The organism is Microbacterium sp. ZKA21, assembly GCF_050434165.1.
Classification (GTDB): Bacteria; Actinomycetota; Actinomycetes; order Actinomycetales; family Microbacteriaceae; genus Microbacterium.
The window spans coordinates 307,908-329,103 of sequence record NZ_JBNPVV010000002.1 but is presented as its reverse complement, the minus strand read 5'-3'; the positions used below and the strand labels follow the sequence as shown (position 1 = coordinate 329,103).

Sequence of the window (21,196 nt, the reverse complement as noted above, 5' to 3'; positions counted from 1 at the left end):
CGCGCCTTCCGTCATCACGAACTCCTCCTCGGCCATGCTCACTCGCCCGTGGGCGTCAGCGCCTTGAAGATCTGCGCGTTGTCCGGCGAAGCCCAGATGGCGGGGAAGGCGTACAGGTTGTCCAGCGTCGGCCAGCCCGAGAACTTCTCCGCGTTGAACTCGCTCGTCGTTCCTCCGGTGAGGATCGGGATGTAGGGCATCTCCTCGACGATGGCCGCCTGGATGATGTCGAACTGCGCCTGACGGGCCGCGGTGTCCTCCGGGTTCGTCCGCTTGAGCACGGCGAGCGCTTCGTCGACCGCCGGGTCGCTGAACCGCGACACGTTGACGGGCGCGGTCTCGCCGACCTTCGCGGTGTTGGCCGTGGAGAAGTTGTTGTTGTACAGGTAGTACGGGTCGCTCGCGGCGCCCTGACCGAGCGAGTCGATCGCGAGCTGGTAGTTGCCCTTGGTCTTCTTGTCGGTCCACTCGTTCCACGACGACTGCGCCGCCGTGACATCGATGCCCGCGGCCTTCAGCTGCTGCGCCATGGTGTCGATCGCGGTGATGTAGTCGGTCCAGCCGGTGACCACCTCGATCGTGAGCTTGAGCGGCTCGCCGTCCTTGGCGTAGATGCCGTCGGCACCCTTCTCGTAGCCCGCGCCGGTGAGCAGCTCGTCGACCTTGTCGAGATCAGGTTCGCTCGGCACTGTGGGCTCTTCGATCGCGTCGGAGATGTAGTCCTCCTGCGCCGGAAGCAGCGCGAACGTCGGCGACATGTCGCTCGCCGTGTCCTGGAAGGCCAGCGAGTTCACCTGCGGCCGGTCGATCGCGTAGTAGATGGCCTTGCGCACAGCGGGGTCTGTCTGCGGGCCGGTGCACCCGAGATCTGCGTTCGAGCAGGTCAGCAGCGCCATCTGGTTCATGCCGATCGTGATGGCCTCATAGCCGGGGTAGTTCTTCGAGACGTTCGCGAGATCGGGGACAGGGCCGGTCTGCCAGTCGATCGTTCCCGCCGCGAGCGCGTCGACACCGGCGGTGTTGCCGGACAGCGAGAGATAGCGGATGTTCTCGACCTTCGGCGCGCCATCCCAGTAGTCGTCGTTGGCGGTGAGGGTGAAGGCCTGTGCTTTGAAGTTGTCCAGCACGTACGGACCGGTCCCGACGGGTTCGGCCAGCACATCTGCCACGGGGTCGATGTCCTTCCAGATGTGCTCCGGAACGATGAAGGTCTTGCCGAGGACCTCGGGACCGGTGACGAACGCCGGCTCCGGGAACGCGATGCTCACGTGCGTGTCGTCGATCTTGGTGACCTCGCCCTTGAACCCGCCGGTGTTGATCGCCGGTGTGTCCTTGATGAGCTGGAAGGTGAAGACGACGTCATCCGCGGTGAACGGTTCGCCGTCGGACCAGGTGACGCCTTCGCGCAGCGTGACGTCCAGCTGGGTGCCATCCGCGTTCCACGTGTACTCGGTACCCAGCAGCGGCGCGAAGTCCTCCGTGTTGACGTTGGTGACGAAGAACAGCGATTCGTAGATGGTGCCGAGGCCGCCGATCTTGGTCGGCGAGTACGGGTTGAAGTTGATCTGGTAGTCGCCGGCCTGGCCGGTGAAGCCGACCAGGGTGGTGGCGTCGCCGGAGGCGCCGTTCGAGCCGCCCGCACTGCCGGCGGGACTGCAACCGGTCAGTGCCAGCCCGAGCGCGACCGCCCCGGCACCGAGGGCGAGCGTCGCGCGGCGTGCGCGCTGTGAGCCAAGAAGCATCAGTGATCCTTTCCTCACGCCACGGCATCGTGACCGTCGGCGTCGACGAGCCCTGCGCAGTTGCAGGGGCGGAAGGTCGGCCTCCCACTTCGTCATTGTTACGCAGTGAAACGAACCCTGTCAAGGATCTTTGTCACAAATGAAACTAAGTGTCGCTCTCGTGACGCCGGAACGCACGAGTGCACCCCGCGACCGAAGTCACGGGGCGCACTCGAGGTCCGCAGCCGTCAGGCCTGCAGATCTCCCGCATGACGCAGTACGAGCGGCCCGAGGAAGACATCCGCATCGGCGTCCCCCGGCGCACCGGTGACGACGAACTCGTGGCTCTCACCGGCCAGCAGCGTCACGAGTCCGCTGTCGACGGCGGCATCCGCATGACCTCGGTCGGCCAGGATGAAGGCGTCGCGGACATAGGAGCGCGCCGTGATCCGCACGCGGACGTCGTCGCCGACGCGGATCGCCTCGGCGGTGAAGGCATCCTTCTCCAGCCGCTGTCCGACCACCTCGGCGAAGTCGTGGATGCCGCGCGCGAAACCCGCCGCGTCCACCACCAGCACCTCGCCGCGCGCATCCTTCGGAGTGCTCAGCTCTTCGGGGATCGCGAGCGTCTGCACGCCGCGAGCCGGCAGGTCCGCGGCGATCGCGGTCTCCGCCAGGACCGTGCCGTCGAAGGACTGGCGGCGCACCACGACCTGCCCGCTCCAGGCCTCCGCGTGGTCGTTCAGCAGCACGGCCGCCAGCCGGCCGTCGCGTGGCTGGACCGTGATGAAGCGCGGTTCGTAGACCGCCTTGAGCGCGTACCAGAGGGGCTTGCGGCGCTCCTCGAAGTCGACGGCAGCCCACGAGATGACCGGCCAGTCGTCGTTGAGCTGCCACACGATCGAGCCGGTGTTGTACGGCGCGAGCGAGCGGAAGTACGAGATGCCGAATCGCACCGCCGCCGCCTGATTCAGCTGAGTCGCCCAGTGCCAGTCGTCGATCGTCGCGGGCTCGGGCAGGTGCGGCTGGTAGCCGCGCTCGAGCTTGCGGTTGCCCTCGTGAGCCTTCTGGTGCACGAGCATCTGCTCGCCATATGGCTCGAGGGGGCTGTCGTGCACGGCATCCACGAGCGTGGTCCACGCCGGCGGCCCCTGGAAGCCGAACTCCGCAACGAAACGGGGCTTCCACTCGGCGTAGGCGGTGTAATCCTTCTGGTTCCACACATCCCAGATGTGCACGGTTCCGTGGGTGTCGAGGTTGGGGCTCACGTATGACGAGAAGGAGTACGGGCTGCCTGCGGAGTAGAAGCGGGTCGGGTCGAGCTCCGCCAGCAGGCGCGGGAACAGCCGGCGGTAATAGCCTTCTCCCCACGTCTTGCCCTGCAACCGAGGGCGCCATCCCCAGTCCGTGTACCCGACGATGTTCTCGTTGTTGCCGTTCCAGATCGCCAATGACGCATGTCCGGAAAGGCGCGTGATGGCCTCTCGAGCCTCGGCTTCGACCTCGACCGCGAGCCAGTCCTCCTCCGCGTACGCAGCGCAGGCGAACAGGAAGTCCTGCTGCACCAGCACACCCTGCTCGTCGCAGATCTCGTAGAAGTCGTCGGACTCGTAGATCCCGCCGCCCCACACGCGCAGCAGGTTCATGTTCGCCTCGGTGGCGTCCGCGATGCGACGGGCATAGCGATCGCGGTCGACCTCGGTGGTGAACGCGTGGTCGGGGATCCAGTTCGCACCGCGGATCTGCACGAGCTGGTCGTTCACATGCACTGCGTAGGGACTGCCGTGCTCGTCAGGCGCGATGTCGACCCGGATGGTCCGGAAACCCACGCGCCCCGCCCACGTGTCGTCCACCGGTTCGTCTCCCGCGCCCAGCCGGACGACGACGTCGTACAACGGCTGGGCGCCGTGGCTGCGTGGCCACCACAGCTGCGCGTCCGGCACCTCGATACGCAGGGATGCCGAGGTCTCGCGCGGAGCGACCTCGACGGTCCCGATCCGACCGTCCACCTCGACTGCGACCGTCAGCGGTCCGGTCTTCACCCCATCCGCGCGTTCGATCTCGACATGCGCGTTGAGCACCCCCGTCGTTCCTTCCACATCGACGAGCGGGCGGACGGAGGCGATCCGCGCCCGCGACCAGGTCTCGATGCGGATCGGCTTCCAGATCCCGGAGGCCGCGACATCGATGCCCCAGTCCCACCCGAAGCTGCTCGCCATCTTGCGGACGGCGTTGTACGCGTGGTGATTGGTGTGCGGCCGCGGACCGTGCTCCTCGGAGCGCGCGAGCGCCGCGGGCACGGGAGCTGCGAAGTCGATGCGCAGCTCGTTCTCTCCCTCGACGAGTGCGGCGCCGATGTCGAAACGGTATGAGCGGTGCTGGTTCTGCGTGCGACCGACCTCGATCCCGTTGAGCGTGACGGTGGCGATCGTGTCCAGTCCCTCGGCGACCAGGTCCCGGCGCTCCGAACCGTCCTCACCCCAGCGGAACGTCGTCCGGAAGGACCAGTCGACATCGCCGATCCACTGCTGCTCGGCCTCGTTGGCACCATCGAACGGTTCGGCGATGAGACCCGCACGATACAGATCGAGGTGCACAGCGCCGGGCACCCGAGCCGGGATCGGAACTCCTGAGATATCTCCGGGGGCCGGCCCTGCGACGGCGGTGACGGACCAGTTGTCGGACAGTTCGATGATGGCCATGCGGCTCCTTCGCCTCGGGGCGCCCCATGCGTCAGGTGCGCTACTTAGTTCCACAACCTAACAAAGGAGGCCGTGGAGCGAAACCCCCGCGCGCGCACGAGATCACACAGCGACGCCTCACCAGGCGGCCGCGACCTCCGCGTGCGTCCGAAGGATCTCTTCGGTCGACCCAGCCGGAGCCCTCCCGATCCCGCACTCGGTCGCGACGCCGAAGCGCGTCACGAAGCGGGAAGCCGCTGCAATCCGCCGCTCTGCTCCCGCCACGCCGTCCTCCCGGTGCACGAGCCCGAGGTAGAGCTCGGCCACCGGCGACAGGGAAGCCAATGCGGCGAAGTACTCCTCGTCGTCGCGGTCGATCGGCACCGGCAGGTGCAGCCACGTCAGCGATCGCGCGGCCGCAGCCATCACGGCGTTCGCATATCGCACCAGGTGTCCGGCATCCGCAGGCTCCACGAAGTGCTTCTCCCCCGCGTCGCCGTAGCAGAGGTGCACGCCGACCTCGGCATCCGCAGGAACCGCGTCGATCAGCGACGCGAGCCGCGCGACCAGCCCGCCGAACGGATCGCCGGGCCACCAGGCATCCATGACCTTCCCGTATCCGGCCGCGCGCTCGATGATCCCCATCTCACTGGCGACATCCCACTGCACGGCGAGGTCCTCGTGCGGGATGACCTCGGCAATGCGCGCCAGTTCGCGGCGCATCGCCGCCTCGTAGACCGGCTCGATCGCGGCACGATCGTCGCCTGAGAAGAACGACGAGACGACCGCGACCGGCGTCGGCAGGGACACCTGGAAGCGCACGCCTGGAGGCACAGCTCCCTCGGCCCGCAGTCGCGTGAAGACCGCATGGGACTCGATCGCGGCATCCGCGTAGCCGAGTGGAGGCAGCTCTATGTCGGCAGCATCCACGCCATCGGCGATGCGCAGCGGTCGCGCATCCAGCCCGGCGGGGAACGGGATCGGCTGGTCGCCGACCCGCTCGATGCCGTCGGCCTGTCCGAGGACGTCCGGCTGGAACATGATCCAGTGGAATCGCTTGCCGACCTCGCCGTCGGGAATCCGCTTGAGCCGGTCCCCGAGCGTCGCTGCGGCCACCCGCATCGTCTTCTCGGCATCATCGAAGTTCACACTGCCCACGAGAAGGGCACCCTGCGGCATCGTCATGCCTCCAGGCTATCCGCGCTGAACGGCCATATGCCCGGCCCGCCCGCCTGCGTCGCGTGGGTCGGGAAGTTAGGCTGGCCTGAACGGATGCCGAGCAGGAGGCGCACCATGGGCTTCGTCACCTCACCCGCTCTCACCGAGACCGGGTACGTGGTCCTCGACCGCGACGACCGCGCCATCGACCCCGCCGAGTGGCGGCGGCTCGAGTACATCGGATGGCGCTCCTCGGGCATCACCCGCTTCGCCCCGCTCACCAGCTATGCCGGCGACATCGACTGCAACGGCTTCTGGAACCACACCCCGCCGCGCACCGATAAGGACGGCGTGTGGATCGAGTCCCAGACGGCGATCGCGCCGACCGTCGTCGCGCGCGCCCAGGAGCCCGAGGCGAACATCGGCCGGTGCCGTGTCATCGAACTGCAGCCCAACACCTACGCCGACGCGATCTACAACCTGCATCAGGACGACAACAACCGCCTCAACGAGGACGGCACCGGTTGGGTCGTCCGCGGGATGCTGAACCTCACGGACGATGCCGACTCGCTCATGATCCTCCGCGAGGACCGCTTCGACCCGGCTACCGAGGTGCGCCTGCCGCTGCCCGTCGGCTCCCGCGTGATCGTCGACACCCAGCGCTTCTGGCACGCCGTCTGGCATCGCGGCTCCGCGCCCCGCTACTCGCTCATCACCTCATGGACCTCGGGTCCCGAACTGGACGCCTACATCGCTGCGGCGCACGGTGACCCGCACGCTCAGAGCGTGACCCTCGACCAACAGCTCATCGATGACGCGCAGGTCGAGATGCACCGGCGCATCGAGGAGCGCCGCCGGGCCTTCGAGGCGGCCGGCATCACGATGGAACCTCCGGCCCCGCTCTACGGCTGAGCCCGTCCGGTTGCGGATGCCGCGGCCACCGCTCACTCCACCAGAGCGGCCAGATTGCTCAGTGTGGAGCGGAATCCGGCGAGATGATCCTCGGCGGAGATGCCCTCCGGCACGTTCTCGGCACGGAAGCGCACAAGGCTCCGGCCGCCTTCCGCGACCACCTCCCACGTCATCCGCATGACGCCCGAATACGCGGGGTCCTCGGAGGGGAACCCGATGTCCTGCACCAGCCGGACGCCCGGGATCACCTCGACGAACGCGCCTTCGACGACATCCTCGCCGGCTGACGCCTTGCCGTGCGCTCCCTGCGGATCGTCGTAGGTCAGCACGACCCGATAGGTGCCGCCGGTGCGGGCGTCGAAGCGGTCGACGCGGCCCGTCATCCCCGTCGGCGGCAGCCAGCGCGCCACTGCATCCGGGTCCGTCATCGCGTTGTACACGCGCACCGAAGACGCGTCGATCAGCCGCTCGGCCTCATCGGTTCTCGCCATTCCTCCACGCTACGTCGGAGTCCGGACATTCGACAGATCAGGCGAGCGCTTCGGCCAGCGACGACAGCTTGAGCCGGACCGTGCACTCCGCCGCGTGCTGGGGAGCGAGGACGCAGTCCGCGACGAGCGGTCCACCGGCCTCGTTCAGCACCCCCTGCATGAGCCCGAGGTGCACGGCGCACAGCACGGGGCGATGCTCCGGCTGCCCCGCCGCGTGCGGGCACGGCGTGAGGTCGACCGTGAGGGCATCGTCGTCGACGACCGGCTCGAAGCCGCTCTCCTCGAGGTGCTCGACCAGCGCGTCGAGCTGGTGGGTCGCGTCGCGTGCGAGGTCCGGCGTCGTGGAGGGCAGCATCCGTCGCAGCAGGTCGCCGCGACGCGCGGCCGCGGTGACCTTCTCGCGGGCGACCGGGCTGGACGCCTCCGGAGCCCCCGTCGCGGCACTGTAGAGCGTGCGCGGGCGACCGCGCGTGGTGCGGCGCTCGGTCGAGGCGATCACGTAGCCGCCCTCGATGAGTCGCTGCAGGTGCTCGCGGATCGTGTTCGCGTGCAGCCCGGTCGCCTCGTGCAGCTCGGCGATCGAGCGCTCGGGTCGCGCCTGCACCAGATGCAGGATCTGCACCCGGGAGTAGCTCGAGATCGGCCCGTATGCGGGTTTCGCGGTGGCCATGCCTCCATTGTGGCCGACGCGCCTGACCGGATGCCGGGCCGCAGGCCGTGAATAACCGACCGGGCCTGTCGGATGCCGCGACTACCCTGAGACCATGGCAAAGACCCGACCCGCTCCCCCGGCATTCGTCTGCACCGAGTGCGGGTGGACGGCCTCGAAGTGGGTGGGGCGCTGCGGCGAATGCCAGCAGTGGGGCACGGTGGTCGAGCAGGCGGCCTCCGTGGGGATCGCCCGCCCGCAGGTCACGGCCCTCGCACCGTCCGCCGATCGCGTGGCGCGCCCGATCACGCAGATCACCACCGCCGAGTCCCCGCGCCGCACGAGCGGCGTCGGCGAGTTCGACCGCGTGCTCGGTGGGGGCATCGTGCCGGGCGCGGCCATCCTGCTCAGCGGCGAACCTGGGGTCGGCAAGTCGACGCTCCTGCTCGAGGTCGCGGCGCAGTCCGCGCGTTCGGGGCGGCGCGTGCTGTACGCGAGCGCCGAGGAGTCGCCCGCTCAGGTGCGCCTGCGTGCCGAGCGCACCGGCGCGCTGCACGACGAGCTGTACCTGGCCAGCGAGACCGACCTCGCCACGATCCTCGGCCACATCGATGAGGTGCGGCCCCAGCTCGTGATCGTGGACTCCGTGCAGACCGTGGCATCGTCGCTGATCGACGGGGCGGCCGGCCAGCCGAGCCAGGTGCGCGAGGTCGCGGCCACGCTCATCCGGGTGGCCAAGGAACGCAGCCTGCCCATCATCATCGTCGGGCACGTCACCAAGGACGGCCAGATCGCCGGCCCACGGTTGCTCGAGCACCTCGTGGATGTGGTGTGCCATTTCGAGGGCGACCGTCAGACGTCGTTGCGCTTCGTGCGTGCGCTGAAGAACCGGTTCGGTCCGACGGACGAGGTCGGATGCTTCGAGATGGCCGGCGACGGGATCCGCGAGGTCCCCGATCCGTCGGGTCTGTTCCTGTCTCAGGGGGCGGCCGAACCCGGGACGTGCGTGGCGATCGCCCTCGAGGGGCGGCGGGCGATGCCGGTGGAGGTGCAGGCACTCACGATCAAGGCGTCGGGGCCGAACCCGCGACGCGTCGTGCACGGGCTCGACGGCTCGCGGGTGGCGATGGTGCTGGCCATCCTCGAGCGCCGAGCGCAGATCCCCACGGGGAATCTCGACGTCTACGTCTCCACTGTCGGCGGTGTGCGGTTCACCGAGCCGGCGGCCGATCTCGCGATCGCGATGGCCGTCGCCGGGTCGATCGAGCCGTTCTCGGTCCCGCGCGAGCTCGCCGCCGTCGGCGAGCTCAGCCTCGCCGGCGAGGTGCGCCCGGTCACGCAGGCGGCGCAGCGGCGCACGGAAGCGGCACGGCTGGGGTACTCCCGGGTCGTCGACGAGAGATCTCAGACGCTGCGCGCGGCGATCGACGACGTCCGTGGGCATGGGCGGCGTCGCCCGCGCCCGGTCGACGACATTCCGCCGTTCTGAGCTGTCCCACGAACGAAGGGCGCGTCCCTGCGAGGCGCAGTGCCTACGCGAGCGCCTTCAGCAGCTCCTGCGGGTCGGCCTGCATCGGGTGCGGTCCGGCGATGTCGAGGAACACGGTCGTCACGGCATCCGCGTGCTTCGTCAGGAACGCGCGCAGCCAGTCGGCCGAGTAGATGCCGACGCCGGGAGGAAGGTTCGCCGGCTTGTTCTTGGCGTCGCTGAACAGCAGCAGCGCGACGTCGCCCGTGCCGGGGTCTCGGTAGGTCCACACCTCGCCGCTGTCGAGCGGGTTGTCCCTGGCGCCCGGTTTGATCAGCGGCACGACGGTGATGCCGTGGCGCAGCGCGAGAGCGACCGCCGCGACGTCCTGCTTCTCGAGCGCTTGAGCGAGGGCCTCGGAGCGGAAGTCCTCGGGTGCCGGCTTCTTCTTCGCGCTCTTCTTACGGGCCATGACTTAAGTGTATGGGGCCCTCTCGAGTCCTCCATTGGGGACTGGGGTACTCGAAAGGGCCCTCGGACTCTCGATCGGTGAGTGTCGAAGCGCTGGGGACGCTGAATACGACGCCACTGGGGATGGCATGAACACCGAATCAGTGCCGAGAGTCACGTCTATGGTATCCCAAACAGGCGGGGAAGTCAGCCTGTCACGGCACTCACTGCAGGATGATCTGTTGGGTGCTGGCGCTGTCGAACCCGCCGATCGACACGGCGACGTGATACGACGCTCCGCCGGCGGGTGCGCGCTCTCGATTCGCGTCGTCGCAGGTCGTCGTGCTCGAGCGCGTGCGATCCCACGGCAGCGGCGTCGCGCTCGGCACGGTCTGCCCGGCCGTGAGCGTCACGATCATGCTGCTCGACTCCGCCTGGCAGTCCGTGGAGCGCCACCACAGGTCGTTCCCGCTGGTCACTTCATAGCGCTGGGTCGCGGTTCCGACGTCGATCGTGCAGTCCGCCGCGCCCTTGTTCGTGAGAGCGATCGACAGTTGCGGCAACTGATCAGCCGCGTACGTCTCGGCATCCGTCACGGCGACGACCTCGATGTCGGCGGCCTCGCAGGCGACGACTCCCGCCGGAGTTTCGGAGGCCGACGGCGTCGGGCTCTCCTCGGTGGTGGGCGACGGGCTCGCGCTCTCGGGCGTCGTGGTCTGCTCGGCCGTCGGTGTCGGATCGGGCTGCGGTCCTTGCTCCCACGGACGCGCGATCAGCGCCCAGGCTCCGGCCGCGACGAGGACGATCACGAGGATCAGCACGACCAGGACGGCCAGTCGTCGACGGCGGTACACAGCTGCGGTGCGTCTGGCCATCACAGGTCCTTCAGCATCCGGGTGTTGCCCAGCGTGTTCGGTTTGACGTGCGCGAGATCGAGGAACTCGGCGACGCCTTCGTCCGGGCTGCGCAGCAGCTGCGAGTACACGTCGGGGTCGACCACTTGCTCGCCGATCGGCGCGAAGCCGCGCCGCGTGAAGAAGTCCACCTCGAACGTCAGGCAGAACAGTCGGCTCAGCCCGATCTCGCGCGCGCGCTCTTCGAGCTCTTCGACGATCCTCCGCCCGACGCCGTGGTGCAGCCAGTCGTCGCGGACCAGCAGCGTGCGGATCTCGCCGAGGTCCTCCCACATCACGTGCAGGGCGCCGCATCCGATCAGCTCGCCGTCCCGTTCAGCCACGACGAACTCCTGCGTCGCACCGTAGAGCACCGCGAGGTCCTTGCCGAGCAGGATGCGTCGGCCCACCATCGGCTCCAGCAGGCGATGGATGCCGAGGATGTCGGCGCTGCGCGCGGGGCGGACGGTGTAGCTCACGGCATCCAGCTTATGCGCGCCGCTCGCGACCACCCTGGCACTTCGCCGCGTGCCGAATCCCGGACGGCGGCGGCGCGTCGGCACGGATGCCGGGGTCGACACGCCGTCTCGACGCGGAGGCGTCTGGGATTCGGCACGCACACGGCCCGCGCCCGCACGCACCCGGACACGACGAAGGGCGGATGCCGAAGCATCCGCCCTTCGAATCAGATCACTCTCCGCTGGCGACGGCCAGGTCGGGTGTTCCGGAGATCGCACCGCCGGTGTTGATTCCGACCGAGACCTTCTCGCCACGGGCGCTGGTCTCGAACAGGAACTTGCCGTCGGCCGAGTCCACCTTGACGTGGTCTCCGGCGCTGAGCTCGCCGTGCAGGATCTTCTCGGACAGCTGGTCCTCGATCTCCCGCTGCATCGCGCGGCGCAGCGGCCGGGCGCCGAGTGCCGGGTCGAAGCCGACCTCGATGAGGCGCTCCTTGGCGGCCTGCGTCAACTCGACCGTCATGTCGCGGTCCAGCAGGCGGTCGCTGAGGCGCTTCACGAACAGATCCACGATCTGCACGAGCTCTGCCTTCGACAGCTGCGGGAAGACGATGACGTCGTCGACGCGGTTGAGGAACTCGGGCTTGAAGTGCCGCTTGAGCTCTTCGTCGACCTTGCCCTTCATCCGCTCGTAGCTGGTCTGCGCGTTGCCCTCGATCTGGAAGCCCACCGGGCCTCCGGCGATCGCGGACGATCCGAGGTTCGTGGTCATGATGATGACCGTGTTCTTGAAGTCCACGATCCGACCCTGACCGTCGGTGAGACGACCCTCTTCGAGGATCTGCAGCAGCGAGTTGAAGATGTCCGGGTGGGCCTTCTCGATCTCGTCGAAGAGCACCACGCTGAACGGCTTGCGACGCACCTTCTCGGTGAGCTGGCCGCCTTCTTCGAAGCCGACGAACCCTGGAGGGGCACCGAACAGCCGCGAGACGGTGTGCTTCTCACCGAACTCGCTCATGTCGAGCGAGATGAGCGCGCCCTCGTCGTCGAACAGGAACTCCGCGAGCGCCTTGGCCAGCTCGGTCTTTCCGACGCCGGTCGGGCCGGCGAAGATGAACGAACCGGACGGACGCTTCGGGTCCTTGAGGCCGGCGCGCTGGCGACGGATCGTGCGGGACAGGGCCGCGATGGCCTCCTCCTGCCCGATGACGCGCTGGTGCAGCGCCTTCTCCATGAAGACGAGTCGGCTGGACTCCTCCTCCGTCAGCTTGAACACCGGGATGCCGGTGGCCTGTGCGAGCACCTCGGCGATCAGGCCCTCGTCGACGACCGCCTGGGTCGCGACGTCGCCCGAACGCCACTGCTTCTCGAGGCGGAGCCGCTCGGCGAGCAGGCCCTTCTCCTCGTCGCGCAGGGACGCGGCCTTCTCGAAGTCCTGCTCCTCGGAGGCGGCTTCCTTCTGCTCGCGGACCTTCGCGATCTTGTCGTCGAACTCCCGCAGCTCGGGCGGGGACGACAGGATGCTGAGCCGCAGGCGTGCGCCGGCCTCATCGATCAGGTCGATGGCCTTGTCCGGCAGGAAGCGGTCGCTGACGTAGCGGTCGGCGAGGTTGGCTGCCGCGACGAGCGCGCCGTCCGTGATCTGCACCTTGTGGTGCGCCTCGTAGCGGTCGCGAAGACCCTTGAGGATGTTGATCGCGTGCGGGAGGCTCGGCTCGTTGACCTGCACCGGCTGGAAGCGGCGCTCGAGCGCGGCATCCTTCTCGAAGTGCTTGCGGTACTCGTCCAGCGTGGTTGCGCCGATGGTCTGCAGCTCGCCTCGGGCGAGCAGCGGCTTCAGGATGCTGGCAGCGTCGATCGCGCCTTCGGCGGCACCCGCACCCACGAGGGTGTGGATCTCGTCGATGAAGACGATGATGTCGCCACGCGTGCGGATCTCCTTGGTGACCTTCTTCAGGCGCTCCTCGAAGTCACCGCGGTAGCGGGAACCGGCGATGAGCGAGCCGAGGTCGAGCGAGTAGAGCTGCTTGTCCTTCAGCGTCTCGGGCACATCGCCCTTGACGATGGCCTGCGCGAGGCCCTCGACGACGGCCGTCTTTCCGACACCCGGTTCGCCGATCAGGACGGGGTTGTTCTTGGAACGGCGGGAGAGGATCTGCATGACCCGCTCCGCCTCCTTCTCGCGTCCGATCACCGGGTCGAGCTTGTTGTCGCGCGCGGCCTGGGTCAGGTTGCGACCGAACTGGTCGAGCACCTGCGAGCCGCCCTGGGCACCGGACTGGGTCTCGTGCGTCTGCGCGCCGACGGCGGCGGGCTCGCGACCCGGAGCGCCGGAGAGCAGCTGGATGACCTGCTGGCGGACCTTGTTCAGGTCGGCGCCGAGCTTGACCAGCACCTGGGCTGCGACGCCCTCGCCCTCGCGGATGAGGCCGAGCAGGATGTGCTCGGTGCCGATGTAGTTGTGCCCCAGCTGCAGCGCTTCGCGCAGGCTCAGCTCGAGCACCTTCTTGGCACGGGGCGTGAAGGGGATGTGGCCGGTCGGCTGCTGCTGGCCCTGGCCGATGATGTCCTGCACCTGCTCGCGCACTGCGTCGAGCGAGATGCCGAGACTTTCGAGCGCCTTGGCTGCGACGCCCTCGCCCTCGTGGATGAGGCCGAGCAGGATGTGCTCGGTTCCGATGTAGTTGTGGTTGAGCATCTTCGCCTCTTCTTGGGCGAGGACGACCACTCGACGGGCTCGGTCCGTGAATCTCTCGAACATGTTCACTCCTTGGTTCGCACGTGGTTCGCGTGTCTCGCACGTGGCGAAGCTTGTACATCGAGAGTAACCACGCAGACGGGGAGGTATGCCCGTGTTCGCCGTGGGCATAGCGGGTGGGGGCGGGGTCTTGACAGTCCTTATCGACTGTCGTTATGTTAACGACCATCGATAACAACGACTATCGATAAGGGGTAGGAAGATGAGTCGCAACACAACGCCTTCCCGGCTCGAGGCCGTGACGCTCGGGGTCGTCGCCACGGGCGCGGTGAGCATCGCGATTGCCTCGGTCGTCGGCGCGACGGGTGCCGCTGTCGAGATCTTCGGTTCGCCGGTGCCAGTGTCGCTGCCGGTGCACGACGTGCCGATGGACGACATGGCGGATGCCGCTGGTGTGGTCGCCGCGGAGTACACGCAGTCGCTCGTGTCATTCGACTCGCTGGCCGCAGGCACCCGCTGGTTGCTGTGGGGCGAGAGCGCCCTGCCGGCGCTGGCCACCGTCATCGTGTGTCTGTCGCTGTGGTGGCTCGGGCTGTCACTGATCCGTCAACGCGCATTCCGGAGATCGATGGCGCCCGTGCTCGGCACTGCCGCGATCGCGCTGGTGTTCGCTGGCATGTTCGCTCCCTTCCTCGGTGCCGTCGCCCGCGCTCAGGTCGTCGAGCAGCTTCCCGCCTCAGATGCCGGCATGTTCTGGACGCTGCTGTATCAGCTCGACCCCGCACCGGTCGGCTGGGGCATCGCACTGGCGCTGGTCGCGACGGCTTTCGAGGTGGGCCAACGGCTGCAGAAGGAGACGGAGGGCCTGGTATGAACGCCGAGGAGCGCGCGCCCTGGGAGGCGAACATCGTGTGGACGGGCGTCGTGGCGGTGCTGGCGGTCGCGGGGATCGTGACAGTCGCCGCGACGAGATTGATGCTCGCGTTCGACAGCGGCGGCGTGGCCTGGGAGGTTCCGCTGTCGCGCGACACCGGCTCGCCGCCTCTGGGCGCGCCGGTGCAGGTGACGCAGGGGATCGTGACGGTTCCGGATGCCGGTGGTGGCCTGTCTGCGCTGATCATCGGGACCGTCGCCGTTGCTTCGGTGGCGGGTATCGCCGCGATCGGATGCTATTTCGTCCTGGCCGTCGAGATCTCCCGCGGCCGGACGTTCTCGGTCCGTTCGATTCGGTTGCTCACGGCGATGGCGACCATCGTCCTGTTGGGCACGACGACGTGCTATCTCCTCGACTCCGCAATCGGGAGATCGCTGCGAACGGCGGCTGATCTCGGGGAGACCGGCAGTTCGACCCCGCTGAGCTACTGGATGGGCTTCGCCATCTTCGCCGGGTTGACCCTGATCGCCTACGCCTTCCGACGTGGGTCCGCGCTGCAGAAGGAAACGGAGGGGCTGGTCTGATGTTCTTCGGTTCTGCAACGGATCTCGGCACGTCACTGCTGTTCATCGCGATCGGGATGCTGGTGCTCGCCGCTCTGGTCGGAGTAGCCGTGTGGCGTGCCCGGCGGCGCGGGAGCAAGACTCTCGTGCTCGATGTTGCGCTGACCGTGAGCGGGTGGTGGGTGACGATGTCGGCGCTCGGGGTGATCGCGATCGTCGGAAAGGCCTTCAGCGCGGATTGGATGGAGATCGGCGGGTCGGTCGGCATCCCGCTTCCGGCAGGGCTGCCGTGTGTGGATCTCGGCGATCCTGCCGGATCCGGGACGGACCCGGCGCTGGGGTGCGGTTCGGCGTCGATGGCGAGCCTCACGGTCTACAACGTGAGCGCCGGCGTACGGATACTGGGCAGCCTGACCGAGCTCTGTCAGCTGGTGGTCTCGACGCTGCCGGCCGCGATGATCGCGGTGATCTGCTTCCAGACGCTGCGGGGGCGGCCGTTCCATCGCACGGTGGTCCGCGCCCTGACGATCGGCGCAATCGTGCTGCTGATCGCCGGTGTCTCGGGAGAGCTGATGGCCGAGATCTCGAGCACGCTCGCCCTGCGCGAGGTGTTCGAGCCCGGGAGCGAGTGGTACCCGATGACGTTCCAGCTGTCCGTCCCGCTCCCCGCTGTCGGCGGGGCGCTCGCACTGGGTGCTCTGGCCGCGGTGTTCAGCCGGGGCAGCCGCCTGCAGGCCGAGCGGGATCAGCTCGCGCGCGAGACGGAGGGGCTGGTATGACCCCGGCCGACTCCGATGACGAGTTCACCGGCATCCACTGCCGTCTCGATGAGCTGCTCGTCTCCCGGGGGATGACGCTGACGGAGTTGAGCGCGCGGGTGGGCGTTTCGATCGTGAACCTCTCGGTGCTGAAGAACGATCGGGCGCGGGCGATCCGGTACTCGACACTGCGGGCCATCTGCGATGCGCTGGAGTGCGAGGTGGGCGAGCTGCTCGTGCTGGCGTAGTGCGCCCGACGGCGTAACCCGCCCGACGGCGCACGCGCGGCCTGCGGACGTCGGCCGGACGGGCGCGGACCGCCGGTGCCGGTGGCCGGTGGCCGGTGATGCACGCATGCACGGTGTGCGGACGTGGGCGCACAGGTCGTAAAAGCTCAGGTGCGTCGCTGACGTGAAGGAGCCACCGCGCCGTGGTCAGTGAGATCCAATGGACTCTCAACGTCGAGACACAGGGGGCGGTGGCTCGGCACCAGTCTCCGCCTCATGCCACGCGAGCACAAGACGCTCGTCGAACGTCGAACGTCGACTGATATTCATCCGGCGAGGATCACGCCGCCGGTCGGAACCGTTTCGGAGGCGGATCGACTCCGAGCGCGCCCCACGTGTAGAGCAGGACGGCTCTCGGTTTCAGGACGAGTGTCTCGCCGCCGGGGTCATGGAGCACGAAGTCGCCCTTGCCCTCGCGCGTGATCCACCACCCGCCGTCGTGCAGGTTCATATGGTGGAAGCGGCACAGCAGTATCCCGCGATCGATGTCGGTGCATCCGCCGCCTGACCATTCATCGATGTGATGCGCCTCGCAATACGATGCCGGCCGATCGCAGCCGGGCACGCGGCATCCGCCATCCCTGATGGCCAGCGCGACGCGCTGAGCCGGCGTGAACAGCCGACGCTCTCGTCCGACGTCGAGCGGGTTTCCGCAGGAGTCCACCGTCACGGTGACGGCCCCGCTCTCGCAGATGCGCTGGTCGGCGACCGCGGCCGGGAACGCGAGGAGTCCGTCCTCTGTCAGCACCGTGCCCGATCGCTTGCCCGACTGGTCGACCGTCTGCACGAGCCGCACTCCGGCCTGCCGCGTGCCGAACACGGTCTCGGGTTCGGCGAGCACCCCGGCGCGCAGCGCGTCCATGACGAGATCGAAGGCGAGCTGATCGTTGGTGCGTGGATCGTCCACGAGCCGTGCCGCCTGCTCCTTCTCCGCCGAGTCGACGAACCGCGGTCCACCGCGACGCGGTCGCAGTGCAGACGCCAGCGCGCTGTCGACGAACGCACCGCTCTCTTCGTCGAACACGAAGTGCCCGTGCTTGCGACCGAACGAGTCCCGGTACGTGCGGAACGACCGGGCCTCGAACTGCACCCGATACCGCTCCAGGGCGCCTTCCGGGTCGAGGATGTCACGCACCGAGCGAGCGGCGGTGCGCAGTTCTTCCACCGTGCGCTCGCTCGCTTCGGCGATCAGCTGCTCGGCGGCGCACCGCCATGCTTCGCGAGCGGCTGTCGCGGCCTCGTCGTCATCCGTCTCCGGCGGCTCGGCGAGTCCACTGCGGATCACATCGAATTGCGTGGAGGTGATGCGTCCCGCCTGCAATGCGGCGTGCAGGCAAGCCTGCCACGGCCGCGACCTGGTCGATGCCTCCTGCTCCCCCGCGGATTCGGACGGGCCCTCATCGCCTGCCCCGGGGCTCTCGGAACCGCCGGCGCCACCGACGCTTGAGCCGGCGCTGTCCGAATCGCTGCCGTCATCGCCGAAGTCGAACCCGCCGTCGCCCCCGCGCCATGGCGGCCCCTCGCCGCCTTCCGTCCCGCCGAAGCCGGCGCCCGCCCCATCCAGCCGCCTGTCTGAGCCGTCCAGCTCGCCGCCCGCCTCGGCGGCTGCGCTCTCGTCCGCCGCTTCGATCAGCGCCTGCCCGACGCGCACCTCTCTGGCGGCCTCGCCCTTCGTCGACCCCGTCACCTTCTGCACGAGATCGACGGCCGAGCGCCGGCCGCGCGACTGCGCGAGTCCGGCATGCCCCCGCGCGCGCTTCGAGCGCACCGCGACCGCTCCGATGGCGAGCAGCTTGATCTGCTCGACCTGCTTCGCCAGCTCGGCTGATTCTTCGAAGACCGTGAGGATCTCAGCATCCGAAAGGGCTGAAAGCACCGCCGGAAGATCATCACCGCAGGCCGGGGCGAGACGCCCACGCAGCGTGGGAATCAGGGCCGCAACCTCGGTGAAAACTGCCATAGTTCATGGTCGCACTGGCCTCCGACATTGGATGCAGATATCTGCCCGTGAGCGTATGCTGATCTGCATGCGGACCACGCTCAACCTCTCCGACTCGCTCGCGCGAGCGGCGAAGGCGCGCGCGGCATCCGAAGGGCGGACGTTCACGAGCTTCCTCGAGGACGCCCTGCGCGACTACCTCGCCCGCGAGGAGCCGGTGCCGGGCGCGCATCCGCTGCCGACGCATACGCCGAAGATCCCGGGAGCGCTCGTCGACCTCGACGACAAGGATGCCGTCTGGGACGCGCTGGACAAGTCCGCATGACACTCTTCGTCCCCGACGTGAATGTGCTGATCTACGCGTTCCGCGCGGATTCTCCCGGACACACCGCCTACGCCGATTGGCTCAACGGCGCTCTGCAGACAGACCGCGTGGGTGTCGCGGATACCATCCTGAGCGGGTTCGTGCGCGTCGTGACGCATCCACGCATCTTCGCCGAGCCGACCCCGCCTGCGGATGCGCTCGCTTTCGCCAGGCAGTTGATCGACGCGCCCGGTTCCGAGTGGCTCCGACAGGGCTCGCCCGCTTGGGACGCGTTCGAGCACCTTGCCCGGTCGGATGCCGGGGTCCGCGGCAATCTCGTGCCCGATGCCCATATCGCAGCGCTGTGTCTCGCGAGCGGTGCCCGGCTGGCGACGAGAGACCGCGGCTTCGCCCGGTTCTCGGGATTGAAATGGTTCGACCCCGGAGCGGATGCCGCGGGTCGGTGAGCCCGATTAGGCGGCCTGATCGGTGACGACGGAACGCTGTGCCGCGTTGGAGCCTCAGCCGACGGGGTCGATTTCCTGGTGCTCGACGATCCACTTCGTGAGGCGCGGATAGACCCAGAAGCTGTAGATGCCGAGCGTGATGATGCACAGCAGGAACCACTTGATCCACATCCCGAACAGGCGCGGCGCCGTTCCCGTGAAGCGCAGGCGCTGCCCGTTGATGAAGGTGTGCTTGGTCTTCCAGCGGTAGGTCATCACGACGGCCCAGGGGTAGCAGATCCCGAGCGTGAGCACCGTGATGAGGAATCCGCCGATCTGGACACCGATCCAGGTGCCGGCCCCGCCATCGAAGCCCCAATTCAGCTGCGGCAGGCGTCCTGTCGCGAGAGGTTCGGGTGCGCTGGTCGCCATGTGGAGCCCTTCGTGTTTGGTGCCCTCGGAGCCGAGGATGCTGAGATCATGCGCTGCCGACGCTAGCGGAAACGTCGGACACCGGCTGGCTTATTGCAAGCGCTCCGAAGCCACGAATCTCCCAACGGGGCGATTGGCCAACAGCCTGTTGGACAACTGCATCCTCGATCCTGGCTTCGGCGATCGCCCGCGGCGTAGCTCACGCGATCCGGACCGCCCCTACGACATCCTCCGCGCGGATCTCATGCACCGTGGCCTGTCAGTGATCGGTCTTCGGGAACAGGGTCCGGTCAAGGATGCACTCCCAGGAGCGCTCGAGTTCGGTGCGCAGCTCGAACGGCCAATCGCCTAGCGGGGAGTTCCGCGCCCCTGCGGCATCCACACGATCCGCGAAGTCGTCGAACTCGCGATCGTTGCGCTTGTCGTATTCGTCTTCCGACTCCCCCGGATGCTGCGGCACAGAAAGCCCGGAATTGAGCGCCACGTGCCATTCCCCGAAGTGCGACACGAGCACGCGCCCGCGCGGGATGCGGCACGTGAGCAGAACTTCGCCGCGGGCGCGTCGGCAGAGCGCGACCAGGTGGCGCCTCCGGATGCGCACCCAGAGCCACAGCGCCGCATCGCCCGAGGTCGGCAGCCGCTCGGCCATCATCCGGTTCATCCACTCGTATGCCTCGGGCCAGGGCGAGTCGGCAAGAGTCGGGTCGGCGCGCAGCACTCCGGTCTCGAGGAGGACGTCGAACGCTTCCGCCGACTGGATGCTGTGGAGCAGCATCGTCTCAGCATCCAGGTCGTAACCGAGACGACCAGGCGGGACGGCGAGCGCCGGGGCCGCGGTGCGGATCGGGAAGGGCGGCATGAGAAGAAGGATGCCGGTGGGCACCGACACTCCTCGCTTCAGCCGACGCGCTTGAGGCGCACCGACGACCACACGTCCAACAGCGAGATGTTGGCGTTGAGCGTCCAGCCGACTTCTTCCACGCGCTGCCAGATGCCGTCGCGATTGATACCTGCTTTGTTGCCCTTGGGGTACCCGATCCAGACGGCACGAGGTGTCGAAAGCAACGGGAGCACCTCGCTCAGCAGCGCGTCGAGCTCGTCACGATCGCTCGCGAACATGACCGCCACGTCCGCGGTGTCGCGATGGATGCCGTTGACGACGGTCACGCCCGCAGGGAGCGGATCGAGCAGCGCGCGCTGCTCGGGTGTTGACGGGCCGAACAGCAGTTCGGTGCCGGACTTGATCTGGAGCCTCTCGGCGGTGGCGCGGGGCATTTCTCGTTCTCCTCGCGGAGGGATGTTGTGGTGTGCGGCTTCAGCAGTCAGTGTCGCACGCCGGATTGGCGCCTGGCGTTCTTGCATGACAGTCAGGCGAGGGGCTCGACGCAGTTCACTCGAGCCAGTCGCTGAGTAGGGCCACGGTCATCGGGCGCAGCCGACAGTGGTGTTTCACGTATGCCTGCGCAAGATCGACAACTGGCTTTCCAGGCCGGTGGAACCGCCCTTCGATGGAGACCACGGCGACCGCTTGACCATCGCGCGTCAACGCCCAGAAATGGCTGTCGGGCTCACCGACGGCGCTCAGTACGTAATCCATCTCTGGGTGTCGACGCTGTGCCCCGAGCATCACGAAGCGAGGATTGCCGCTGTCGACGTCGATCCCGAATTTTCCGTCGCGCTGCTCTCACATCGGCGCCGCGTCGACCCGCTAGTCTCGGACATATCCGGAAAGATCCGGTTCTACTTGCTTCGAGGAGTCCGCATGCCTGAACCATGGCTGTCTGCCGACGACATCGCGGACTACCTGGGCGTGACCAAGGACACGATCTATGCCTGGATCTCCGACAAGGGGATGCCAGCTCACAAGGTCGGTCGCCTTTGGAAGTTCCAGACGAGTGAGGTTGACGATTGGGTGCGCCGTGGAGACGCCGCATCGGCCGAGTAGTCGTACTCGTCGCCGCAATGTCGGCGGCCAGACGTATCCTGATCGACTTGCCCAAAATCGGAGGAGGAG

23 protein-coding genes are annotated in these 21,196 nt (G+C 67.9%); 9 read left to right on the top strand and 14 right to left on the bottom strand.

What is annotated here, in order from left to right:
* Positions 1-38: 38 nt before the first annotated feature.
* The 3 genes from M2317_RS05750 to M2317_RS05740 form a co-directional block, all read right to left on the bottom strand.
* The gene (locus M2317_RS05750; RefSeq protein ID WP_429458193.1) at positions 39-1,742 is read right to left on the bottom strand and encodes an ABC transporter substrate-binding protein; all 1,704 of its coding nucleotides are present in this window, start codon (positions 1,740-1,742) and stop codon (positions 39-41) included.
* 227 nt (positions 1,743-1,969) lie between these two features.
* Positions 1,970-4,423 (bottom strand): glycosyl hydrolase 2 galactose-binding domain-containing protein, encoded by a 2,454-nt coding sequence (locus tag M2317_RS05745; protein ID WP_429458191.1) that lies wholly within the window; start codon positions 4,421-4,423, stop codon positions 1,970-1,972.
* Between the two features lie 117 nt (positions 4,424-4,540).
* Complete coding sequence (locus M2317_RS05740) at positions 4,541-5,587, bottom strand: hypothetical protein (RefSeq protein ID WP_429458189.1); 1,047 nt, start codon at positions 5,585-5,587, stop codon at positions 4,541-4,543.
* 108 nt (positions 5,588-5,695) lie between these two features.
* Between M2317_RS05740 and M2317_RS05735 the strand changes: the two genes are divergently transcribed.
* Positions 5,696-6,472 carry a hypothetical protein gene (locus M2317_RS05735; protein WP_429458187.1) on the top strand — a complete coding sequence of 259 codons (777 nt, stop codon included), beginning with the start codon at positions 5,696-5,698 and terminating at the stop codon, positions 6,470-6,472.
* A 32-nt stretch (positions 6,473-6,504) separates the two neighbouring features.
* On the opposite strand, the gene M2317_RS05730 is transcribed toward M2317_RS05735, so the two are convergent.
* Positions 6,505-6,963 carry an SRPBCC domain-containing protein gene (locus tag M2317_RS05730; RefSeq protein WP_429458185.1) on the bottom strand — a complete coding sequence of 153 codons (459 nt, stop codon included), beginning with the start codon at positions 6,961-6,963 and terminating at the stop codon, positions 6,505-6,507.
* Positions 6,964-7,000: 37 nt separating this feature from the next.
* Positions 7,001-7,633, bottom strand: coding sequence for a helix-turn-helix domain-containing protein (locus tag M2317_RS05725; protein ID WP_429458183.1), 633 nt, complete (start codon positions 7,631-7,633; stop codon positions 7,001-7,003).
* 94 nt (positions 7,634-7,727) lie between these two features.
* On the opposite strand from M2317_RS05725, the gene radA reads away from it, so the two are divergent.
* On the top strand, positions 7,728-9,101 hold the full coding sequence (gene radA / locus M2317_RS05720; protein ID WP_429458181.1) for a DNA repair protein RadA: 1,374 nt from the start codon (positions 7,728-7,730) through the stop codon (positions 9,099-9,101).
* 43 nt (positions 9,102-9,144) lie between these two features.
* Here the strand turns inward: radA and M2317_RS05715 are convergent, their stop codons facing one another.
* The 4 genes from M2317_RS05715 to M2317_RS05700 form a co-directional block, all read right to left on the bottom strand.
* Positions 9,145-9,552: a dehydrogenase gene (locus tag M2317_RS05715; protein WP_429458179.1), complete on the bottom strand. Its 408-nt coding sequence runs from the start codon at positions 9,550-9,552 to the stop codon at positions 9,145-9,147.
* Positions 9,553-9,754: 202 nt separating this feature from the next.
* The gene (locus M2317_RS05710; protein WP_429458177.1) at positions 9,755-10,405 is read right to left on the bottom strand and encodes a hypothetical protein; all 651 of its coding nucleotides are present in this window, start codon (positions 10,403-10,405) and stop codon (positions 9,755-9,757) included.
* A complete protein-coding gene (locus M2317_RS05705; protein ID WP_429458176.1) occupies positions 10,405-10,902 on the bottom strand; it encodes an amino-acid N-acetyltransferase in 498 nt (165 codons plus the stop codon). Before M2317_RS05705 ends, M2317_RS05710 begins: the two co-directional genes overlap by 1 nt.
* A 211-nt stretch (positions 10,903-11,113) precedes the next feature.
* Positions 11,114-13,642: an ATP-dependent Clp protease ATP-binding subunit gene (locus M2317_RS05700; protein ID WP_429458175.1), complete on the bottom strand. Its 2,529-nt coding sequence runs from the start codon at positions 13,640-13,642 to the stop codon at positions 11,114-11,116.
* A 199-nt stretch (positions 13,643-13,841) separates the two neighbouring features.
* On the opposite strand from M2317_RS05700, the gene M2317_RS05695 reads away from it, so the two are divergent.
* The 4 genes from M2317_RS05695 to M2317_RS05680 are packed head-to-tail and all read left to right on the top strand — an operon-like array spanning position 13,842 to position 16,022.
* Positions 13,842-14,453 carry a hypothetical protein gene (locus M2317_RS05695; RefSeq protein WP_429458173.1) on the top strand — a complete coding sequence of 204 codons (612 nt, stop codon included), beginning with the start codon at positions 13,842-13,844 and terminating at the stop codon, positions 14,451-14,453.
* Complete coding sequence (locus M2317_RS05690) at positions 14,450-15,037, top strand: hypothetical protein (protein ID WP_429458172.1); 588 nt, start codon at positions 14,450-14,452, stop codon at positions 15,035-15,037. The genes M2317_RS05695 and M2317_RS05690 overlap by 4 nt, the downstream gene beginning before the upstream one ends.
* Positions 15,037-15,795 carry a hypothetical protein gene (locus tag M2317_RS05685; RefSeq protein WP_429458170.1) on the top strand — a complete coding sequence of 253 codons (759 nt, stop codon included), beginning with the start codon at positions 15,037-15,039 and terminating at the stop codon, positions 15,793-15,795. Before M2317_RS05690 ends, M2317_RS05685 begins: the two co-directional genes overlap by 1 nt.
* Entirely contained in the window at positions 15,792-16,022 is a 231-nt protein-coding gene (locus tag M2317_RS05680; protein ID WP_429458168.1) for a helix-turn-helix domain-containing protein, read from the top strand. Before M2317_RS05685 ends, M2317_RS05680 begins: the two co-directional genes overlap by 4 nt.
* A gap of 319 nt (positions 16,023-16,341) precedes the next feature.
* Here M2317_RS05680 and M2317_RS05675 read toward each other — a convergent pair whose 3' ends face one another.
* On the bottom strand, positions 16,342-17,937 hold the full coding sequence (locus M2317_RS05675) for a DUF222 domain-containing protein (RefSeq protein WP_429458166.1): 1,596 nt from the start codon (positions 17,935-17,937) through the stop codon (positions 16,342-16,344).
* A gap of 151 nt (positions 17,938-18,088) precedes the next feature.
* Between M2317_RS05675 and M2317_RS05670 the strand changes: the two genes are divergently transcribed.
* Both M2317_RS05670 and M2317_RS05665 read left to right on the top strand, forming a co-directional pair.
* Entirely contained in the window at positions 18,089-18,325 is a 237-nt protein-coding gene (locus tag M2317_RS05670) for a CopG family transcriptional regulator (RefSeq protein WP_429458164.1), read from the top strand.
* Positions 18,322-18,771, top strand: a complete 450-nt coding sequence (locus tag M2317_RS05665) for a TA system VapC family ribonuclease toxin (protein WP_429458162.1) — start codon at positions 18,322-18,324, stop codon at positions 18,769-18,771. Before M2317_RS05670 ends, M2317_RS05665 begins: the two co-directional genes overlap by 4 nt.
* A gap of 54 nt (positions 18,772-18,825) precedes the next feature.
* Here M2317_RS05665 and M2317_RS05660 read toward each other — a convergent pair whose 3' ends face one another.
* The 4 genes from M2317_RS05660 to M2317_RS05645 all read right to left on the bottom strand — a co-directional run bounded on the left by M2317_RS05660 (position 18,826) and on the right by M2317_RS05645 (position 20,779).
* On the bottom strand, positions 18,826-19,182 hold the full coding sequence (locus M2317_RS05660) for a DUF898 family protein (RefSeq protein ID WP_429458160.1): 357 nt from the start codon (positions 19,180-19,182) through the stop codon (positions 18,826-18,828).
* A 259-nt stretch (positions 19,183-19,441) separates the two neighbouring features.
* The gene (locus M2317_RS05655) at positions 19,442-20,065 is read right to left on the bottom strand and encodes a DUF3841 domain-containing protein (protein ID WP_429458159.1); all 624 of its coding nucleotides are present in this window, start codon (positions 20,063-20,065) and stop codon (positions 19,442-19,444) included.
* Between the two features lie 14 nt (positions 20,066-20,079).
* Positions 20,080-20,457: a DUF3052 family protein gene (locus M2317_RS05650; RefSeq protein ID WP_429458157.1), complete on the bottom strand. Its 378-nt coding sequence runs from the start codon at positions 20,455-20,457 to the stop codon at positions 20,080-20,082.
* A gap of 115 nt (positions 20,458-20,572) precedes the next feature.
* Complete coding sequence (locus M2317_RS05645) at positions 20,573-20,779, bottom strand: hypothetical protein (protein ID WP_429458155.1); 207 nt, start codon at positions 20,777-20,779, stop codon at positions 20,573-20,575.
* Between M2317_RS05645 and M2317_RS05640 the strand changes: the two genes are divergently transcribed.
* Entirely contained in the window at positions 20,738-21,127 is a 390-nt protein-coding gene (locus tag M2317_RS05640; protein WP_429458154.1) for a helix-turn-helix domain-containing protein, read from the top strand. The two genes, M2317_RS05645 and M2317_RS05640, sit on opposite strands and share 42 nt — an antisense overlap.
* The last annotated feature ends 69 nt before the right edge of the window (positions 21,128-21,196 follow it).